This window comes from Chelatococcus sambhunathii (genome assembly GCF_001418005.1).
Taxonomy (GTDB): Bacteria; Pseudomonadota; Alphaproteobacteria; order Rhizobiales; family Beijerinckiaceae; genus Chelatococcus_A; species Chelatococcus_A sambhunathii.
On sequence record NZ_LIOL01000001.1, the window covers coordinates 724,421 to 742,075 of the forward strand.

The 17,655-nt window shown below is 66.7% G+C and carries 22 protein-coding genes; 3 read left to right on the top strand and 19 right to left on the bottom strand.

Going from position 1 to position 17,655, the window contains the following annotated elements; all coding sequences use genetic code 11:
* The first annotated feature begins 33 nt into the window (after window positions 1-33).
* The 3 genes from fliN (at window position 34) to flhB (ending at window position 2,674) form a co-directional block, all read left to right on the top strand.
* Window positions 34-423: a flagellar motor switch protein FliN gene (gene fliN / locus ASC46_RS03435; RefSeq protein WP_055457844.1), complete on the top strand. Its 390-nt coding sequence runs from the start codon at window positions 34-36 to the stop codon at window positions 421-423.
* The gene (locus ASC46_RS03440; RefSeq protein WP_055457845.1) at window positions 423-1,472 is read left to right on the top strand and encodes a flagellar motor switch protein FliG; all 1,050 of its coding nucleotides are present in this window, start codon (window positions 423-425) and stop codon (window positions 1,470-1,472) included. Before fliN ends, ASC46_RS03440 begins: the two co-directional genes overlap by 1 nt.
* A gap of 86 nt (window positions 1,473-1,558) precedes the next feature.
* Window positions 1,559-2,674, top strand: a complete 1,116-nt coding sequence (gene flhB / locus ASC46_RS03445) for a flagellar biosynthesis protein FlhB (protein ID WP_055457846.1) — start codon at window positions 1,559-1,561, stop codon at window positions 2,672-2,674.
* A gap of 19 nt (window positions 2,675-2,693) precedes the next feature.
* On the opposite strand, the gene ASC46_RS03450 is transcribed toward flhB, so the two are convergent.
* The 19 genes from ASC46_RS03450 to ASC46_RS03540 form a co-directional block, all read right to left on the bottom strand.
* Window positions 2,694-3,179: a hypothetical protein gene (locus ASC46_RS03450; RefSeq protein WP_055457847.1), complete on the bottom strand. Its 486-nt coding sequence runs from the start codon at window positions 3,177-3,179 to the stop codon at window positions 2,694-2,696.
* The gene (locus ASC46_RS03455) at window positions 3,176-3,523 is read right to left on the bottom strand and encodes a DUF6152 family protein (RefSeq protein WP_055457948.1); all 348 of its coding nucleotides are present in this window, start codon (window positions 3,521-3,523) and stop codon (window positions 3,176-3,178) included. The genes ASC46_RS03450 and ASC46_RS03455 overlap by 4 nt, the downstream gene beginning before the upstream one ends.
* 167 nt (window positions 3,524-3,690) lie before the next feature.
* Complete coding sequence (gene fliP / locus ASC46_RS03460) at window positions 3,691-4,461, bottom strand: flagellar type III secretion system pore protein FliP (RefSeq protein WP_055457848.1); 771 nt, start codon at window positions 4,459-4,461, stop codon at window positions 3,691-3,693.
* A gap of 13 nt (window positions 4,462-4,474) precedes the next feature.
* On the bottom strand, window positions 4,475-4,972 hold the full coding sequence (locus ASC46_RS03465) for a flagellar basal body-associated FliL family protein (protein WP_072249414.1): 498 nt from the start codon (window positions 4,970-4,972) through the stop codon (window positions 4,475-4,477).
* A gap of 27 nt (window positions 4,973-4,999) precedes the next feature.
* On the bottom strand, window positions 5,000-5,716 hold the full coding sequence (gene flgH / locus ASC46_RS03470; RefSeq protein WP_055457850.1) for a flagellar basal body L-ring protein FlgH: 717 nt from the start codon (window positions 5,714-5,716) through the stop codon (window positions 5,000-5,002).
* A complete protein-coding gene (locus tag ASC46_RS03475; protein ID WP_055457851.1) occupies window positions 5,716-6,222 on the bottom strand; it encodes a MotE family protein in 507 nt (168 codons plus the stop codon). Before ASC46_RS03475 ends, flgH begins: the two co-directional genes overlap by 1 nt.
* Window positions 6,223-6,312: 90 nt before the next feature.
* Complete coding sequence (flgI, locus tag ASC46_RS03480) at window positions 6,313-7,413, bottom strand: flagellar basal body P-ring protein FlgI (RefSeq protein ID WP_245280461.1); 1,101 nt, start codon at window positions 7,411-7,413, stop codon at window positions 6,313-6,315.
* A gap of 8 nt (window positions 7,414-7,421) precedes the next feature.
* Complete coding sequence (gene flgA, locus ASC46_RS03485; protein ID WP_072249424.1) at window positions 7,422-7,907, bottom strand: flagellar basal body P-ring formation chaperone FlgA; 486 nt, start codon at window positions 7,905-7,907, stop codon at window positions 7,422-7,424.
* A 17-nt stretch (window positions 7,908-7,924) separates the two neighbouring features.
* Window positions 7,925-8,713 carry a flagellar basal-body rod protein FlgG gene (gene flgG, locus ASC46_RS03490; RefSeq protein ID WP_055457853.1) on the bottom strand — a complete coding sequence of 263 codons (789 nt, stop codon included), beginning with the start codon at window positions 8,711-8,713 and terminating at the stop codon, window positions 7,925-7,927.
* Window positions 8,714-8,723: 10 nt separating this feature from the next.
* Entirely contained in the window at window positions 8,724-9,053 is a 330-nt protein-coding gene (gene fliE / locus ASC46_RS03495; RefSeq protein WP_055457854.1) for a flagellar hook-basal body complex protein FliE, read from the bottom strand.
* On the bottom strand, window positions 9,050-9,472 hold the full coding sequence (flgC, locus tag ASC46_RS03500; RefSeq protein ID WP_055457855.1) for a flagellar basal body rod protein FlgC: 423 nt from the start codon (window positions 9,470-9,472) through the stop codon (window positions 9,050-9,052). Before flgC ends, fliE begins: the two co-directional genes overlap by 4 nt.
* A complete protein-coding gene (flgB, locus tag ASC46_RS03505; RefSeq protein ID WP_055457856.1) occupies window positions 9,472-9,855 on the bottom strand; it encodes a flagellar basal body rod protein FlgB in 384 nt (127 codons plus the stop codon). The genes flgC and flgB overlap by 1 nt, the downstream gene beginning before the upstream one ends.
* An 83-nt stretch (window positions 9,856-9,938) precedes the next feature.
* Complete coding sequence (locus ASC46_RS03510) at window positions 9,939-10,505, bottom strand: transglycosylase SLT domain-containing protein (RefSeq protein ID WP_096335227.1); 567 nt, start codon at window positions 10,503-10,505, stop codon at window positions 9,939-9,941.
* The gene (fliK, locus tag ASC46_RS03515) at window positions 10,450-11,796 is read right to left on the bottom strand and encodes a flagellar hook-length control protein FliK (protein WP_055457857.1); all 1,347 of its coding nucleotides are present in this window, start codon (window positions 11,794-11,796) and stop codon (window positions 10,450-10,452) included. Before fliK ends, ASC46_RS03510 begins: the two co-directional genes overlap by 56 nt.
* Window positions 11,793-13,205 carry a hypothetical protein gene (locus tag ASC46_RS03520; protein WP_055457858.1) on the bottom strand — a complete coding sequence of 471 codons (1,413 nt, stop codon included), beginning with the start codon at window positions 13,203-13,205 and terminating at the stop codon, window positions 11,793-11,795. The genes fliK and ASC46_RS03520 overlap by 4 nt, the downstream gene beginning before the upstream one ends.
* Window positions 13,202-14,428, bottom strand: coding sequence for a flagellar motor protein MotB (locus tag ASC46_RS03525; protein ID WP_055457859.1), 1,227 nt, complete (start codon window positions 14,426-14,428; stop codon window positions 13,202-13,204). The genes ASC46_RS03520 and ASC46_RS03525 overlap by 4 nt, the downstream gene beginning before the upstream one ends.
* Window positions 14,425-15,060 (bottom strand): hypothetical protein, encoded by a 636-nt coding sequence (locus ASC46_RS03530; protein WP_055457860.1) that lies wholly within the window; start codon window positions 15,058-15,060, stop codon window positions 14,425-14,427. The genes ASC46_RS03525 and ASC46_RS03530 overlap by 4 nt, the downstream gene beginning before the upstream one ends.
* The gene (gene fliF / locus ASC46_RS03535) at window positions 15,060-16,691 is read right to left on the bottom strand and encodes a flagellar basal-body MS-ring/collar protein FliF (protein ID WP_055457861.1); all 1,632 of its coding nucleotides are present in this window, start codon (window positions 16,689-16,691) and stop codon (window positions 15,060-15,062) included. The genes ASC46_RS03530 and fliF overlap by 1 nt, the downstream gene beginning before the upstream one ends.
* Window positions 16,692-16,913: 222 nt before the next feature.
* Window positions 16,914-17,655, bottom strand: a 742-nt coding sequence (locus ASC46_RS03540; protein WP_055457862.1) for a flagellin, incomplete at its 5' end; no start/stop codon positions are given.

Genomic DNA, 17,655 nt, shown 5'->3' on the forward strand with positions numbered 1-17,655 from the left:
TCCTGCACCGGCGCAAGACGAGGAAGTGATCGAATGAACCAGAAGTCGGACGACGACTTTGACGGGCTCGGCGAGCCCGCCTCCCACGACGAGGCCCTGTTCGCCCAGGGCACCGAGCCGCGTAGGGCGACGGGCAAGGACGAGCCGCTCGGCAGCCCGCGCAACCTCGACACGATCCTGCGCATCCCGGTCGTCATGCAGGTGGTCCTCGGCTCGGCGACGATGCCGGTCGCAAACCTCATGAAGCTCGGGCGCGGCGCCATCGTGCCGCTCGATCACCGCGTCGGCGAGCCCGTCGACGTTGTCGTCAACGGCCGCGTCATCGCCCGCGGCGAAGTGGTCGTGGTCGAGGACGACAATTCTCGCTTCGGCGTGTCGCTGACCGAGATCGTCGGCCCGCCCGGATCCGAGCTCGGCAGCTGATGGCGGCGACGGCAATCCCCTCGAAGGCGCCGCAACCGATCGTGCCGCGCGGGACGCTGACGCGCGGCATCGAGAAGGTAGCTGCGCTGCTGCTTGCCATGGAGAAGCCGACCGCGGGCCGGCTGCTCACGCACTTCACGTCCGAGGAGATCAAGGAGATCACACGCACGGCGGCCGAACTCGGCCCCATCCCCGCGCCGCAGATCGAAGCCCTGGTCGAAGAGTTCGCGGCCCAGTTCGCCACCGGCAAGAATCTCTTCGGCACGGCGAGCGAAGTGGAGAAGCTGCTGCAAGGCGTGCTGCCGCCCGAGCAAATCGCCGAGATCATGTCCGGCCTGATGGGCAACTCCAACCGCTCGATCTGGGACCGTATCTCCAATGTTTCCGAGAACGTGCTCGCGAGCTATCTCCTCAAGGAGCATCCGCAGACGGCCGCGCTCATCCTCTCCAAGGTCAAGCCGGCCTGCGCGGCCAAGGCCATGGGCCAGCTGCCGCAAGACATGCGCAACGACATCATGCGTCGCATGCTGACCTTCAAGCCCATCGTCGACGAAACGATGCGCATCATCGAGCGCACTATTCACGAAGACTTCATGCTGAACTTCTCCCGCAATGCGGGCGCGGATACGCACGCCAAGATGGCCGATATCATCAACAAGATGGAACGCGACCATATGGAGGACGTGCTCAACTCGCTCAGCGCTACCCGACCGAAGTCGGCGGAAATCCTCAAAGGGCTGCTCTTCACCTTCGACGACATCGTCAATCTCACGCCGGCGGCGCGCACGCTGCTGTTCGACCAGATCCCCAACGACAGGATCGTGCTGGCCCTCAAGGGCACGGACCAGTCCTTCCGCGAGATCATCCTGTCCTCACTCGCCTCCCGTGTGCGCCGCATGGTCGAGCACGAGCTCAACGGCCGCGAGCCGGCGGCCCAGCGCGACGTTCTGGAGGCGCGGCGCACCATCACGGACCTGGCGCTCGAGCTCGCCGGGCGCGGCGAGATCGACCTCAACCCCGAAGGAGACGACGACGCCTTCATTCGCTGAGCCGAGCGCACGGGCGCCGCGGACAGGAAGCACGGCCGGACGGCTCCGGCCGGCGGGACGAGTGAGGGTGCCGCCAGGCGCACGCTATGGCCGAGCAGCCCGATCAGGACAGCAAGACCGAAGAGCCGACCGAGAAGAAGGTCCGCGACGCGCTCGACAAGGGCAATGTGCCCTATTCGCGCGAGACGTCGATCTTCGCCTCGCTCGGCGCAATCCTCATCGCCTTTTCGTTCCTGACGCGGGACAACGGGGCGCAGCTCGGCGAGCGGCTGACACGCCTAATCGACACGCCCGGCGGATTCTCGCTGGCGAATGGCCATGACGCATCCGTGCTGATGCAGGCCGTCGCCTGGGATGCGGGGCAATTCGTCTTGCCCATCGTCATCGTCATTGCCATAGCGGGCACCTGTGCATCCCTCTTCCAGAACGCTCCGCGCGTGGTGGGCGAGCGCATCCGCCCGAAGTGGCAGCGCATATCGCCGACAGCCGGCTTCAAACGGATTTTCGGCAAGCAGGGATTTGTTGAATTTTTCAAATCCCTGTTCAAGTTCACAGTCGTCGGCCTGGCGTGCCTCATCCTGCTGGGCTCGGAGCAATCACGGGCGATAAATGCCATGTTCACCGATCCGAGCCTCCTGCCGGAAACGCTGCTGACGATCGCACTGCGGCTCGTCTCGGCCGTCTGTGTCGCCACCATCCTGCTCGTTGCGGCTGACCTCGTGTGGGCACGCCTGCGCTGGCACCGCGAATTGCGCATGACGCGCCAGGAGGTGAAGGACGAGTTCAAGCAGGCCGAGGGCGATCCGCTCATCAAGTCGCGCATGCGCTCCATGGCGCTCGACCAGTCGCGCAAGCGCATGATGGCCTCGGTGCCGATGGCGACCGTGGTCATCACCAATCCGACCCATTTCGCCGTCGCCCTGCGCTACGTGCGCGAGGAAGGCGGCGCCCCCCTTGTCGTCGCCAAGGGCCAGGACCTCATCGCCCTCAGGATCCGCGAAATCGCGACCCAGCATGACATTCCCATCATCGAGGACAAGCCGCTCGCCCGCGCCCTCTACGACGCCGCGGAAGTCGACCGCATGATCCCGCCCGAGTTCTTCAAGGCTGTCGCGCAGGTGCTCTACTACGTCTACACCCGCGAAGGCGGCAACGGCGCCCAACCGCGTCCACACAGCATGGACCGCCCCCTGCTGAAGTGAGTCGGCAGGCAGGCTCCCTTCACAGGAACCCGATCCACCGTCCGGCGACGACGGCCCCCATCCAGGCGACGATCGACAGCACAGCCGCGAACCGCACGCGACGGTGAACCGGCCCGCCCGCTGCAACCGACCGCCATGGACGACTGCGGCGCAGCAGGAGCGCGTTGGCGACACCGATGGCGACGAGGCCGAGCTTCGTGAGGAAGGCCGGGTTCGCGACATATTCGGCCGGGCGCACCGAGAACAGGAGCACGCCTGTCAGAACGGTGAGCACGATGCCCACCGCCGCGATGCGCGTCAGGAAGGACGCCAGCACCGGGAGCGGATGGCGCCGGAAGAGGCCGACGAGCCGCAGATCGAGCGGCACGATGGCGCCGACGATGAGTCCAATCGAGGCAATATGCGCCGCGTTGAGAAGGAGATAGGCAAGGCTCGAGCGCCGCAGCAGCGCCGCGCCCGGCCAGGCGGCGAGTGCCTGGAGCGCCTCGCTGAAGAACCCGCTCAATTGGTCCTGATGCGTTCAGGATAAATGTCGTAGGTCTTGCCGCCAACAGTGATGCGCACGGCCTTCATCCGTTTCTCGCCCGCATCCTGCGAGCGGTTGCCGATGGCGACGATCTCATCGCCGACCTTGGCCGAGCTTTCGACGAAGCCCGCCCGCTCCGTCTGGCGCGGATTGCCGAGTTCGACGCGCCATACGCCATCGGAGGCGGTCTCGATGTCGAGGGTCGGATGCGGGGGACCGATATAGATGTCGCGAATCGTGCCCTTGAGCTCGATCTGGTCTGCATCCGCCCATGACCAGCCGTGATGGGCCGCGGCGCCGGCCAGCACCGGCAGCACGAACATCGATGCGACGAAGAGGCGCGCCACGATTGCGCGCGCGAATTGTCCTGCAGTGCGCTGCGAGCCCATGGTGCGCTCCCTTGCGGCGGATGCAAGCGGACGCAAACGGTAGGGAGGGCGCTACGTCCGGTCAACGACCGGCCGATCAACTATCGGCGAGCGACGAGTCCTCAGAAGAACGATCGCACCAGTCCGCCGACAAGCATGTTCCAGCCGTCGATGAGGATGAAGAACAGCACCTTGAACGGCAAGGCGATCACCGTTGGCGGCATCATCATCATGCCCATGGACATGACGAGTGTCGCCACGATCATGTCGATGACGAGAAAGGGCAGGAGGATGAGAAAGCCCATCTCGAAGCCGCGGCGCAGCTCCGAGATCATGAAGGCCGGAATGATGATGCGCAGGTCGATCGCCTCGCCTTCGGCGCGCGGCGCGAAGGAACCGGCGGCGAGGTCGTCGAAGAGCTGCAGGTCCTTCTCGCGCACATGGCGCAGCATGAACTCGCGGAACGGCGTCGTGACCTTCTGGTACGCCTCCTCGTGCGAGATCCGGTTCTCCGTCAGCGGCTTGAGGCCTTCTTCCCAGGCTTTGTCGAAGGTCGGCGCCATGACGTAGAAGGTCATGAACAGCGCGAGCGAGATCATCACGATGTTCGCCGGCGTGCTCTGGAGCCCGAGGCCCGAGCGCAGGAACGACAGCGCGATGACGAAGCGGGTGAAGCTCGTCACCATGATGAGCAGCCCCGGCGCCAGCGACAGCACCGTAAGCAGCACGATCATCTGCACGATGCGGCCCGTCATCGCGCCCTCGCCGCCCGGCAGGAGCTGGCCGAGGTCCGGCAGCTGGTTGTTGGCCTGGGCGAAGGCGGCGCCCGCCATCAGGGCGACGACAGGCAGGGCGAGCCCTGCAGCGAGGAACGGTCGGCTACGCAACTTCATGACCGGTCACCCTTCACTGCACGATCAGCGTCTCGATCAGCAGCTCGCGCACGCGACCGTCGGCGCGCACGCGGGCCCGCTCGTTGAGATCCTCGCGCAGGTGCTGCAGACCGCTCGGCCCCTCGATCTGGGCCAGCGTCAACGTCTTCACATAAGCCATCATGTCCTGGCGGATCTCGCCGCCCATGACGTCCGGATTCTCGATGGTGCCGTTGTCGAAGATGATCGAGGTCTCGAGGCGCACCCACACGTCGGCCGGCTCGGAGAGGTTCGCCACCACCGGCTCGAGCGTTTTGATGACGGTGTTGCCGGAATATTTGAGCGGACGCGGTGTACCCTGCGCCGCCTCCTTCTCCGCGTTGGCGAGGCGCTTGACGGTATTGGCGAGGTGAATGCCCGACAAGCTGCCGACACCGAGCGCGATCAGCGTCAGCATGACAAGCGCAGGTAGCCAGCGCTCGCCGCCGCCTGCCTCCTTCTTCCGCTTCTTCAATAACGGCGCCCGCGCCATGTGCCTGCCTCTCGCCTGCCCGCCGCGTCAGAACGGCACGATGAGATCGTAGATCTGCTGTCCCAGCGCCGGCTGCTGCACCTCCATGCTGCGCCCACGCCCGCCGTAGGAAACCCGCGCCTCGGCGATCTTGTCGTAGGCGATGGTGTTGTGGCGCGAGATGTCGGACGGCCGCACGATGCCGGCGATGTTGAGGACGCGCAGTTCGTAGTTGACACGAACCTCCTGTGAGCCGCTGATGAGGAGGTTGCCGTTCGGCAGTACCTCCGTCACGACGGCAGCCACCGTGAGCCGCAGCTTCTCGGAACGGTCGATCTGCCCCTTGCCCTTGGTGTTCGAGCGCGAATTGATGGCGAGGTTGCCGAAGATCGAGTCGCTCGTGGTGCTGTTGCCGTAACCGAGGTCGAGGCCAAAGTTGACGTTCGAATTGCGCGAGCGATCGCTCTCGTTGTCGAACTGCGCCTTGTCGTCCATCAGGATGGTGACGGTGATGACATCGCCGACCTGACGCGCGCGCGGATCGGCAAAAAGGTCGCGCGTGCGATCAGACCACAGCGAATGATAGCTGCCCGGCCGCTTGTAGGCGGCATAGGCGGTCGTGGGCAGCGGCTCACGCTGCACATTGAGGCCGTAGCCTACCGGCGTCATGTTGGGCTCGCGCCCGATCTCGTCCACCTTGACGGCGCAGCCGCCGGAGAACAGCGCGAGGAGAACGGCGAAAGTGCCGCAAAGGGTCGTCTTCATCACGATTTCTCCGCCGCTCGCTCACGCGGGGCACTGTCGATGAGCGTGCCCGTGAGCTGGGCGGCGCGCCCCGGCTCCATCTCGTTCAGGATGGCGCTGGAGATGCGCGGGTTGAGCCTGGCGATGATGGCGGCGGCCTTCTCGTCCTTGAGACTGGCGAGTTGCTGGGCCGCGGCATCGGGCCGCATGCGACTGAAGATGGCGACGAGCCCCTCGTCCGCCTGTTTCAGGAACTCGTTGCGCCGGCGCAGCCACTCCTCGTATTCGGCCCGCTTCTTCTCCAGCTGAACGATGCGCTGCTCGATGTCCTTCTCGAGCGAGGAGAGTGTCTGCATCTGCCAGGCGAAGCGCGCGTCTGCCGCTGCGTCGGCCACATTGGCGCAATAGGGATTGGTGCGGGCCGCCTCCGCCTGGGCGCGCGCCGTCTGCACCGCATCCTGGGCCGCGGCCCCGTAGCCGAGCCCGGCAATCGCACCCGCAACGGTGATCGTGGCAAACATGCGCATGATCAGCGACCTTTCCTCCCGTCGCGCGGGTCGAGCGTGTCTTCCCGCATCCACTGTCCGCCTGTCCTTCCGCCGCACTTCACGAGGGTCTCACTGCACGACGAGGTCGGCCTGCAGGGCGCCGGACGTCTTGATGGCCTGCAGGATGGAGATGATGTCGCTCGGCTTCAGGCCGACCTGGTTGAGACCGCGCACGAGCGTCTGCAGGTTGGAGCCCTCGATGATGCCGACGCGGCCCGTCTGCTCGCGCGCCTGCACCTCCGTGCGCGGCACGACGACGGTCTGACCCTCCGAGAACGGCTCTGGCTGCGAGACCATCGGCGTTTCCGTGACCCGGACCGTCAGGTTGCCGTGGGTCACGGCAACGGTCGATATCTGCACGTCGGCGCCGATGACGACAGTACCGGTGCGCTGGTCGATAACCACGCGCGCCGGTGTGTCCGGCGCCACCCTCAGTTCGCCTATCTCAGCGATGAAACGGGCCGGATTGACGTTCGCTGGCCGCTCCAGGACCACACTGCGGAAATCGCGCTCCCCTGCGACGCGCCGGCCAAAGCGGCGCATGGAATAGGCGTTGATGGCATCAGCGATGCTTGCCGCCGTCCTGAAGTCCGGGTTGTGCAGTTGCAGGACGAGCCGCCCGATGTCGCGCAGCCCGCCGGGCACCGTGCGCTCGACGAGCGCGCCGTTCGGGATGCGGCCGGCCGTCGGTACGCCTTGGGTCAACGTCTCCGCCTCGCCCTGAGCCGAGAAGCCGGACACGGCGATCGGCCCCTGCGCCACGGCATAGACCTGGGCGTCGCCGCCCGTCAGCGGCGTCACGAGCAGCGTCCCACCCCGCAGCGATGTCGCGTCGCCCATGGAGGACACGGTGACGTCGATACGCGAGCCGACACCGGCGAAGGCCGGGATGTTGGCCGTCACCATCACCGCGGCGACATTGCGCGTGCGCAGGTTGCTGCCACGCACGTTCACGCCCATGTAGTCGAGCATCGACTGTAGCGACTGCTCGGTGAAGGGCGAGTTGCGCAGCGTGTCGCCTGTCCCGGACAGGCCGGTGACGAGGCCGTAGCCGATGAGCTGGTTGTCGCGCACGCCCTGGATGCTGGCAATATCCTTGATGCGCGTTGCAGCCGCCGCGGGCCCGCCGAGCAATAATGCGCCGATGACGCAGGTGGCGATGGCAAACATGGGCCGCATCATGGGACGCCCACCCGGATCGATCCATCCGGCTGCACGACGCCCGAGACGATGAGCCCACTGTCAACATTGCGCACGCGGATATGCTCTCCCGCGCCCGCCGACTGCAGGGGCGTCGCGAGCGCCGTGATGATGAGCCCGTCCGCCTCGAAGACGAGCCGTGCGGCAACGCCGCGCTTCACGATTTCGGGCTCGCTCACCGCGTTGTAGGGGATCGGGTTGCCCGGAAGCAGCATGCGCCGCGCGCTCTTGCCGATCACCTGCCCAGCGTCCACGACGCTGGCGAAGCGGGCCGTGTAGCCGGGCGGGAAGGCCCGTTCGGTCAGCATGCTCTCCGTGATGACATCGCCGGGCCGGATGGTCATCGCCGGGACCGGCAGCATGTCGGCGCGCACAAGCGTCGGCGTGAGCGCCGCCAACATGGCAATGAGGCCGGCCAGGGGCCGGATCGTGCCGGACATGCGCGATGCTGTGCCGGTTGCCATGGCGATCACCAGCCCGATCAACGGATGCCCTTGGAGACGGTGGCTGCCATCTCGTCCGCAGCCTGGATGACCTTCGAGTTCATCTCGTAGGCGCGCTGGGCGCTGATGAGTTCTGTGATCTCCTTGACCGGATCCACGTTCGAGGATTCTAGATAGCCTTGCAGGATCTTGCCGTAGCCCGGGTCGCCGGCCACGCCGAGGACGGCCTCGCCAGAAGCGGTCGTCTCGCGGTAGAGGTTGTCGCCGAGAGGTTCGAGTCCGGCATCATTGGCGAAATTCGCCATGACGAGTTGGCCGAGTTCCTGCGGCGCTGCCTCGCCCGCCACCTTTGCGAAGACCTGGCCGGTGGCATTGACCGAGATCTCGATGGTGTTTTCCGGCACCACGATGTTCGGCTGGACGAGATAGCCCTCGATGGTCACGAGCTGTCTGTCGGCATTCTTGTTGAAGGAGCCCGCGCGCGTATAGAGGAGCTCGCCATCCGGCCCCGTGACCTGGAACCAGCCGCGGCCGTTGATGGCAAGATCGAGCTCGTTCGTCGTCTGGGTCAGCGGCCCCTGCCGGTGCACGTAGCGGATGGCCGCCGCCCGCACGCCGAGGCCGAGCGTTGCCCCTTCCGGGATCGGCGCCGTATCGGCGACGTTCGGAATGCCCTGCATCCGCTCAACTTGATAGAGCAGGTCAGCGAACTCGGCGCGCGCCCGCTTGTAGGCCGTGGTGTTGATGTTGGCGATGTTGTTGGCGATGACCTCAACATTGGTCTGCTGGGCGTTCATGCCCGTCGCCGCGATGGCGAGTGCTCTCATCGGATCCTCCTCAGATCGCCATCCGGCTGATTTCCTGGTACGCCGAAACGACCTTGTCGCGGATCGCGATGGCCGTCTGCAGCGTCTGTTCGGCCGACATCACGGCCTGCACGACCTGCTGGACTGAGGCCTGCCCCTGGATGCCGGAGAGAGCCGTTGCCTCCCCGGTGCGCATGGTCTCCACCGCCTGGCCCGCGACTTGCGCCAGAATCTCGCTGAAATTCGTGGTCTGGCGCACGGTGGCGGCGGCGTTCACCGCCTGCATCGCCGAGAGCCGTGCCTGGGAGATCGACTGCAAGCCGCCGAGGTTCGACGTCAGGGACGAGATCTGGTCAATCATGAGGAGCTTCTCAGCAGGTCGATCGTCATGGAGATCATCGAGCGCGCCTGCTTGATCATCTGCAGGTTCGCCTCGTACGAGCGATTGGCCTCGCGCATGTCGGCCATTTCGATCAGCATGTTGACGTTGGGATATTTGACGTAGCCATCCGCATCGGCAGCAGGGTTGCCCGGCTCGTATTCGACACGGAAGGGCGCCTTGTCCTTGCCGATGCGGTCGACCTTGACGGTCGCGGCACCGAGAGCGCGGTCGAGTTCACCCTTGAAGGTGACGGTCTTTCGCGTATACGGCTCGGCCCCGGCGGTCGAGCCGGTCGACTGGGCGTTGGCGATGTTCTCGGAGACGATGCGCAGACGCACCGACTGGGCCTCGAGCCCCGCAGCGGAAAGACGGGCGGAAGCCTGTAGCGGGTCGATCATCAGGATCCCTTCACGCTCATCAGGTACATGCGGTGGAAAGACCGCACGATATTCGTATTCAACGAGTAGTCGCGGTTGATCTCGGAGGCCTTGAGCATTTCCTGCTCGACGCTGACGCTGTTGCCCGAATGGACGATCTCCCAGCTGTCGCCCTTGCCGACCTTCGTCGTCCTGGCGCCCGCCTCGTCGATGCTGATATGCCGCGCGTTGGTGGCGGCGAGCGTCAGGCGCGTCTTGTCCATGACCTCCTCGAAGGGCAGGACGTCCCGCGCCTTGTAGCCCGGCGTATTGACGTTGGAGATGTTGCCCGAGACCGTCGACTGCCGGACCGAAAGCCAGTCGGCCTGGCGGGCCGCGACCTTGAAGAGATAGACGGGGTCCAACAGAACGCCTCCTGCTGTCGAATGCCGAGGCGTTTATAGGTTGTTAACCTTGCACGAAGCTGTCCGGGACCTTTCCCCGTGGCTCAGCCGCAGAAACTGCGCGCGTTGGGCGTCCAGGCGCCGAAACCGACAGCGACGAGGTTGGCAATGACACGGCAGACGTAGCGCTTCTGCGCTGCATCATTGTTCGGCCCCGCGTGATAGCGCGCCACGGCCATCGTCCAGGTTCCCTCGCGCTCCTTCAACTCCTTGAGAAAGCGGGCGGCATATTCGACGTTGCGGCGCGGATCGAGCATGCTCTCGAGCGAGGGAAAGCGGTCGCTGTGGTAGTGGTGGTTGATCTGCATGCAGCCAAGGTCGATCAGCTTGATGCCGTCGCGACGCGCCTCGTGGAAGCGGCGCACGGCCGCCTGTGCATCTGGCGCAAAATAGGCCGTGCCGTGGATGTTCATGGCATAGGGCTGCATGGAGCCGCGCCGGCCCGTCTCCGTCAGGCCGACGGCATAGAGTACACCGACTGGTACGCCGTACTTGGCGGCGGCCCGGGTGATCTCGCCCTCGCAGACGGAGCCGCCACTGGCGGAAGCGCCCGCATTAGAGATAGATGCCGCTGCTGCTATCGCGATCAGAAACCCGGCCCGCATGGCCATCGCCCCCTCCCTCACGCCGGGATCCCTGGGCCTGTTCCTCGCCCCGCGACGACGAGGCGCCACGGCCGCCCCCCCAAGTCTCGCCCTGGAACGCCTGCTGGCCAGCAGTCTGCTGACCGCCGCCCTGCTGCAACTGGCCGGAACCGGCATCGGCCGAGCTTATCTGGAGCGTTACCACTTCGGGCCGGTATCCGGCCGCGCGCAGAACGCCGGTGAGCGCCTCGCTGTCGTTCTGCAGCATCTGCACGGTGCGCGCATCGCTGGCGCGCATGTGCACCTCGATGCCATCGCCGACGAGCCGCAGACGCACGCTCACGCTGCCGAGATCGGCCGGATGCAGCTGGATATGCAGGATCCGGACCGGCCCACCTGCGTGCTGTCCCGTCTGCGCCTGATGCGCCGCCATCGTCGCCGCGCCGGATTGCGCATTGCCGGACGCCAGGCTGCGCATTTCCCCGGCGAGTCGCTCGCCGAGCCGCTGCAGCGTCGGGGCCGGCAGCCCCTCCCCCTGCCCGTTTCCTGCGTTCTGTACCGCGACCTTCGGGGCACGCAGTGCAGCTGTTTCGGCCGCCGGAATGGCCTGGCGCCGGCCTTCGCGCAGCGCGACAGGCGGCGCGCTCTCGATGCGTCCCTTCACCCGCGGCAGCGCCTCCTCGACCGGCTCGCCCTCTCCGGTCTGCGGCTTCACCATGCCGACCGGCTCGAAATGCGTCTCGCGCCCGGCCACCGTCATCTTCGGCAAGGGGCGCTCCTTCGGCTGCGGCGCAATGTCGACGCCGAAGCCCTGCTTCGTATCGGTCAGCCGCTGGGCGGCTGCAGGACGCTTGTCGACCTCCGCCTCCTGCAATGCCGCGCCGTCCGGCTCGGCGGCGGCCTGTTTCGGCCCTGGTCGGTCCGACACCGGCAGGCTCAGCCCTTCGGCCCCGCTTGTCCGCGTGTGGCGAACGCCGCCCTCCACACCACCGCCCGCCTTTCCTTCCGCGTTGTCCGGCAGCGCTTCAGCACCCTCACCCTCGGCGGAACGAGGATCGAGGGGCCCGGCTTCTTCCCCCGCGCCTGCCGCTTCGCCGAGCCGCTCGACCAGCGCCCGCAGCGATCGTGCGGGCATGGCGTCGGCCCGGTCCTCCGCCTGGGCTGCGGCGCCGCGCGCTCCCGCGCCCTGTACCTTCTCGAGGAGGGTCCTGAAGGCATCCCCCCCCTGCTTGTCGTAAGCCTCGCCCCTCGCGCCACTGTCGGCCGCCACATCGCGCTGGGTCGGCATGCGCAGGAAGGACGGATCGAGCATCGTCATTCTTTGTCTCCCTTCGCCCCTTCGAGCAGGGCATCCACCGCTCCGATGAGTTCCTGCGCCCGCGTGATCGTTGGCGTCGGCTGCTGTACGACGGATGTTGCAACGGGCGTCGGCCGAGCCGGACTGGCGGCCGGCGTCCCCGCCTGCAGCGGCTGCTGGGGATCGGCGGGCGGCGATGCCGCGCGTTGCGGTGCCCGAGCGGAGGGGGGCCGGTTGGCCGGCGTCGGACGGGGTGCCTCAGCGCCAGCCGTCGCCGCAGGCTTCGCGCCAGGGCGCACCTGTCCGGCCTTCGGCTTCGGTTCCTCCTTCTGCTTCGGCTCCGGCGCGATCGGCTCGTCGATCTCGCCCGTTTCCGGCAGGGCAGCCGGCCATTGGCGAATATGCCTTGCGAGCCCTTGCGCAATGTCGAGCAGTTCGAGATCCGCCGCCGACAGGCGCGTGCGATCGATGCGGCGCAACTCCGCGCGCGCTTCGTCATAGCCGTTTTCGGTCACGATCTTGGCTGCAGCCTGATAGAGGCGTGCACGTTCAGCCGTTTCCTCACCCGGACGAGAAAGGGCCAGTGCCTGCCGGGCCGTATGGATGGCCGCCTCGATGCGCCCTTCGTAAACTGAGGCGCGCGAGACGAGCAGATAGAGATCGCGCCGGGTGGCCGGGTCGAGACCCGAGAGCATGCCATCGAGGCGGCCGAACCGGTCCCGATCCTTCGTGAAATCGAGACGCGTCAGAGCGGCGGCGAAACGCTGCTGGAAATTGCCGGCATAGACGGAATGCCGATAGCGGCGCATGTAGCGCTCCGCCAGCATCTCGAAACGATCGAGGTCACCGAGCTGGCTGGCAACAAAGATTTCGCGGCGCAGGGCCGCCTCCTCCACCAGGGTTCCCGGCATCAGCAGGCGGGCAACGGCCAGCATTTCCATGGCCTCGGACGGCTTGTCACGCACCATGAGGGCCGCCTTGACAAGGGCGATCTGCCCGCCGAGACCCGGTGCCAGGCCGCGTGGCGCCACCGGCTGGAGCAGGTTGCGTGCCTCGTCCTCCCGTCCCTCGACATAGGCAAGCGCACCGAGAAGCAGCCGTTCGTCCACATTGGGCCTCTGCTCGAAGCCGAGGAGGTGGCGGATGACACTTGGTTGTCCACCGCTGAGCAGGTAGACGACGGCAGCCCGCGCGTTCCGCGGCTCCTGCCATACCGTCGCCGGCGCCGCCATGAAACGCTCCTCGATCAGCTTGAGCAGGGCACGCTGGCCGGTATGGGCCGCCGTCGAGCCCGCCGCGATCTGATCCTGCATGCGCTGCAGCGTCCGCACCAGCTCGTATGGCTGGGCCTCCATCTCCTCCCCAGCGGCCGGCGCGGCCCCTGCGAGCGCAATGAAGCCGGCAAGAACGGCGGCGGCCAGCGCCCTCACGGGCTCTCCTCCTTGAGGAGAATCTCGATGCGCCGGTTCTCCGCCGCATTCGGATCATCGGGAACCTTCAGCAGCCGGTCCGCATGGCCCTCCACCCGCTCGACCCGGCTGTCCGACAACCCGCCACGCACCAGCATGTAGACGGCCATGTGCGCGCGCGCCGTCGACAGGCGCCAGTTGTCGTAATCCGCCGAGCGGAAGGGGCGGCCATCGGTATGCCCGCGCACGACGACCTTGCCCGGACGCTTCGACAGCGTCTCGGCGATGCGCTGCATGATGCGGACCACCTGCGGCTGCGGCTCGGCCGAGCCGATGGCGAACATGCTGAAATTGGCCTCGTCGGTGAGGCTGATCAGCGTGCCCTCGCCCGACTTCTCGATCTGCAGATGGGGCACGGCCGCCCCCTCGCCGGAGAAGGCCGCCTGCAACTCCTGCCGAAGGGCCGCCAGTTCGTCGCCGGTCTCGGCAACCGCAGCAGCCTTTTCACCGGCCGCGCTCTCGCTCGTCGCGGCCGGGACGCCCGCCGCATCGCGCGCCAATGCGTCCGGTTTGACCCCCTTCGGCGCCTCGTTCACGGTGCGCGGCTCGCCGGGGGTTTCCTCGCGCGCAGGCCGAAGCGGTACCGTGCGCCAGTAGGTCGGATCGAACGGATCGCGGTGGGCCTCGCCACCGGTGATGCCAATGTCCGCCGTCTCGCCCATGACGAGGTCAACACTCGTCGGGACCGGCTTCGGATCGTTTGTTGCGGCTGTTTCGGAGGCGAGTTGCGCCAGGATGGCGTAAGGATCCTGGAAGAGGGCGCTGTCCTTGTACCGGGCCTGGGGCGCCTGCGCACTGCGGCTGGCAACGCCTTCCCCGGCGCCCGGTCCCTGCTCCCGGGGCTGGCGGCCGTCGTCGGTGCTTGCCCCCGGCCCCTGACCGGGCTGTACGTTGAGCGGCTGACCCTGGTTGTCCGGCTCTCCGGACGGGTGACCCACGGTCGGGTCGCGCAGACCCTTGCGGTCCGTGACACTGTCGGCGAGCTTGAGCGGGTTGAAATATTTCGCGACCTCGCTGCGGGTCGTCTGATCGGTCACGTTGATCAGCCACATGACCAGGAAGAACGCCATCATCGCCGTCATGAAATCGGCATGGGCAATCTTCCACACGCCGCCGTGGTGGGCTTCCTCTTCATCCAGTTGGCGCCGGACGAGGATGATTTCGGAAGGGGTCTTGTCGTTCATGACGCGTCCTGCCCAACGGCTGCCGCGAGCTCGGCCGCCCAGTCGGCGAGCCGCGTTTCGATGACCGTGTCGTCGGCGACGACACGCACGTCCGGCCCGGCGCCGGGCACAAAGCGCACGGAGGCCGCCAGATCGCCCAGATGGCTGGCGAGTGCGGCGGCGAGGTCGTCCGACGCACTGATCTCGATCAGCTCGTGCCGTGTCGTCTCTGCCAGGGTGCGCACGGCATCGGCAAGCGCCGCCAGCGAGCGCTGGCGCTGGGCCTGCTCCAGGAATGGCGTCAGCGTCCGCGCCAGCGCGGCCGACAAGCGCGACTGCATGGAATCGAAGGCAGTGTGCATCGCCCCGGCAAGGGCCTCGCCTTCCGTACGCGCCCATTCGGCCCGCGCCGCCGCCAACTGCTCCTGAAACTGCTCGCGCTCCACGCGCAGCTTGTCCTCCCAGGCAGCTTCGGCGGCGGCCCAGCCTTCGTTGCGCCCCTTGTCGAGCGCCTGGGCGATCATGATCTCGGTATCACGTGTCGGCGGTTGCACGAAGGGCGGTGGCCCGGCGCGCCGGGGCGCCGGCTGTGGCAGCCGGCGCTCCTCCGCGTCGAAATCGATGAGAAAGCTGACCAGCGGCGGTCGCGGCATCAGGCGGCATCCTCCTGATACAGCCATTGCTTGAGGATGGCCGCCGCCTGTTCCTCACTGAATTCGACCATCTGCTCCAGCCGGCGCTGCGGCGACTGGTTCATGCGTATGGTGAGCTCCTCGATGAGATTGGCTCCTTCAGCCGGACCGGCGAGCTGCGGCACCTCCGTCCCGGGTGGCAGGGCGGGCTCGCCGGTCGCCGCAGCGACTTGCGTCTCCTCGGCTGGCGGACGGGCGAGGATGGCGGCGACGGCCGGCTTCAGACCGAACCAGATGACGAGCAGGGCGACGACGAGGATGGTCGCGGCATTGATGAAGTTGCCGGACTGGCGCACCAGGAGTTCGCCGATGCCGATCGGCGGGACAGGCTCCAGATTGCGCGAATCGGCGACGAAGCTGACGGAGGACACCTTGACCTGATCGCCGCGGTCCGTGATCGCTCCCGCCGCCGATGCGACCAATTGTTCGATCTCCCGGATCTGCTGCGCGATCGCCGCATCGGTTGCGCCCTCGCCGGCCAGCGACGCGAGGCGCTCGCGATTGACGAGCACTGCGATCGACAGCCGTTCGACGCGGTAGCCGTCCCGCACGGTCTCCACCGTCTTGCTGGAGATCTCGTAGTTCGTGACTTCCTCGCGCCGCTGGTTGTCCTCGCTCGACACCTCGCCGCCGTTGGCCTGCACCTGCTCGTTGGGCAGGTTCTGCTGCACGGTCGTCGGGTTCTGGTTGTTGCTGTTCTGCGAGACTTCGGTCTCGCGGATGGTGCGGATCGAGCGCTCCACCCGCGACTCGGGGTCGTAGATCGTCTCATTCGTGCGCGTGCGGTCGGTGTTGAGACGCGCGGCGACGCTGACCTCGAAATTGCTGAGGCCGAGATAGGGAACGAGCGTCTTGCGGATGTTATCCTGGATCTCGAGGCTCACGGTGCGCTCGAGATTGGCCATCCGCCCGGTTGCGGCGCTCGCTGCGTCGTCGCCGGCGAGCACCAGCGTGCCGTCGGTGTTGAGCACCGTCACCTTGTCGATGCTCATGCCCGGAATGGCGGCTGCGACGAGGTGGCGGATGGCGCGCGCGGGCGTGACGCTGTCGGCCGTCTCCGTACGGATGACGACGGAGGCGGAGGCCGGCTGCTCCTCGCGCCGGAAGGAGCCGCGGTCCGGCAGCACGATGTGCACGCGCGCGGCCTTGATGCCGCTCATCGTCTGGATGGTGCGTGCGAGTTCCCCCTCAAGCGCGCGCACGCGCGTCACCTCCTGCATGAAGGAGGTGAGGCCGAGCGAACCGAGATCATTGAAAAGCTCATAGCCGGAATTGGCGCTTTGCGGCAGGCCCTTCTCGGCGAGCAGCATGCGCGCGCGGGCCGTGTTGCCATAGTTGACCAGCACCGACGTGCCGTCGGCACTCACGTCGAACGGGATGCCGGCATCCTTGAGAACGGCGCCCATGCGCGACACGTCCTCGCGTGTCAGGCCGGTGTAGAGCGGCTCCTGTTGCGGGCGGCTGAGGTAATAGGCGCCGAGCCCGACGACGAGGAAGACGGCAAGGCCGATGAAGCCGAGCGCGATCAGACGCCGCGTCCCCAGGTCCCGGATGTTGGCCCAGAGCTGTTCGGCCTGTGCACGAGAGGTCATGAACTGCTTCTTGCTCCTGCCAAAAATGCTCTTGTCGCCCTTGCGATGCGGACCGCTGCGGTTTTGGGCGAGAGACCAATGCCGCGCATCCCGCCGCAATACCTCGGCGCACAACGTCGCGTTGTGGTGCCGCAGTCTCCCGCGCGAACCTTGTCCGGAGGTTGCAAAGAAAAAGGCCGCGCCCGGCGGGCGCGGCCTTTCGCATTCGGCAAAGCGTCAGTATTAGCCGCGGAAGAGCGACAGGACGTTCTGCATGGAGGAGTTCGCGATGGAGAGGGCCTGGATGCCGAGTTGCTGCTGCACCTGCAGCGCCTGCAGCTTGGTGGATTCCTCTTCCATGTTGGCGTCGACCAGCTGGCCGACACCGCGCGTGATGGCGTCCGACAGCGCAGTGACGAAGTCGTTCTGGATATCCACGCGCTTCTTGATGGAGCCGAGGTAGGAGGCCGAGTCCGTCAGCTGGTTGAGGACTGCATCGACGCCCTTCGTGACGTTCTCAAGCTCCGTGAGGTCCGCAGCAGCGTTCGTCACGCCACTGATGTCGAAGGTGAAGACCGAAATCTTCGCGCCGGCAGTGCCCGTACGCTGGGTCACGGCAGTGAACGTGTAGGCAGTGCCGGTATCATCCTCAAGCGCCTCGTCGTAGAGGCCGACCTGACCGTTCGCATCGAACAGGTGCATCTTGGAAATGTCGATGTCGATCTTGTCGATCGAAACGGCACCGCCGGCCCGCGAGAACGAGGCGACGACGGCGCGGGTCGCGTTGTAGGCGGTCGCGCTCGAGTCGACGTCGAGCCAGTTCTCGCCGTTGAACACCGCCGACGAGGCAGAGCCCTTGAGCTGGTTCTGCAGGTCGGTGATCTCGGTCTGCACCTTGGCGCGGTCGACGCCGGCGTCACGGGCAGCGACGAGCTTCTTCTTGATCTCGGTGACGATTTCCTTCGTCGTGTCGAGCGCCGTGTAC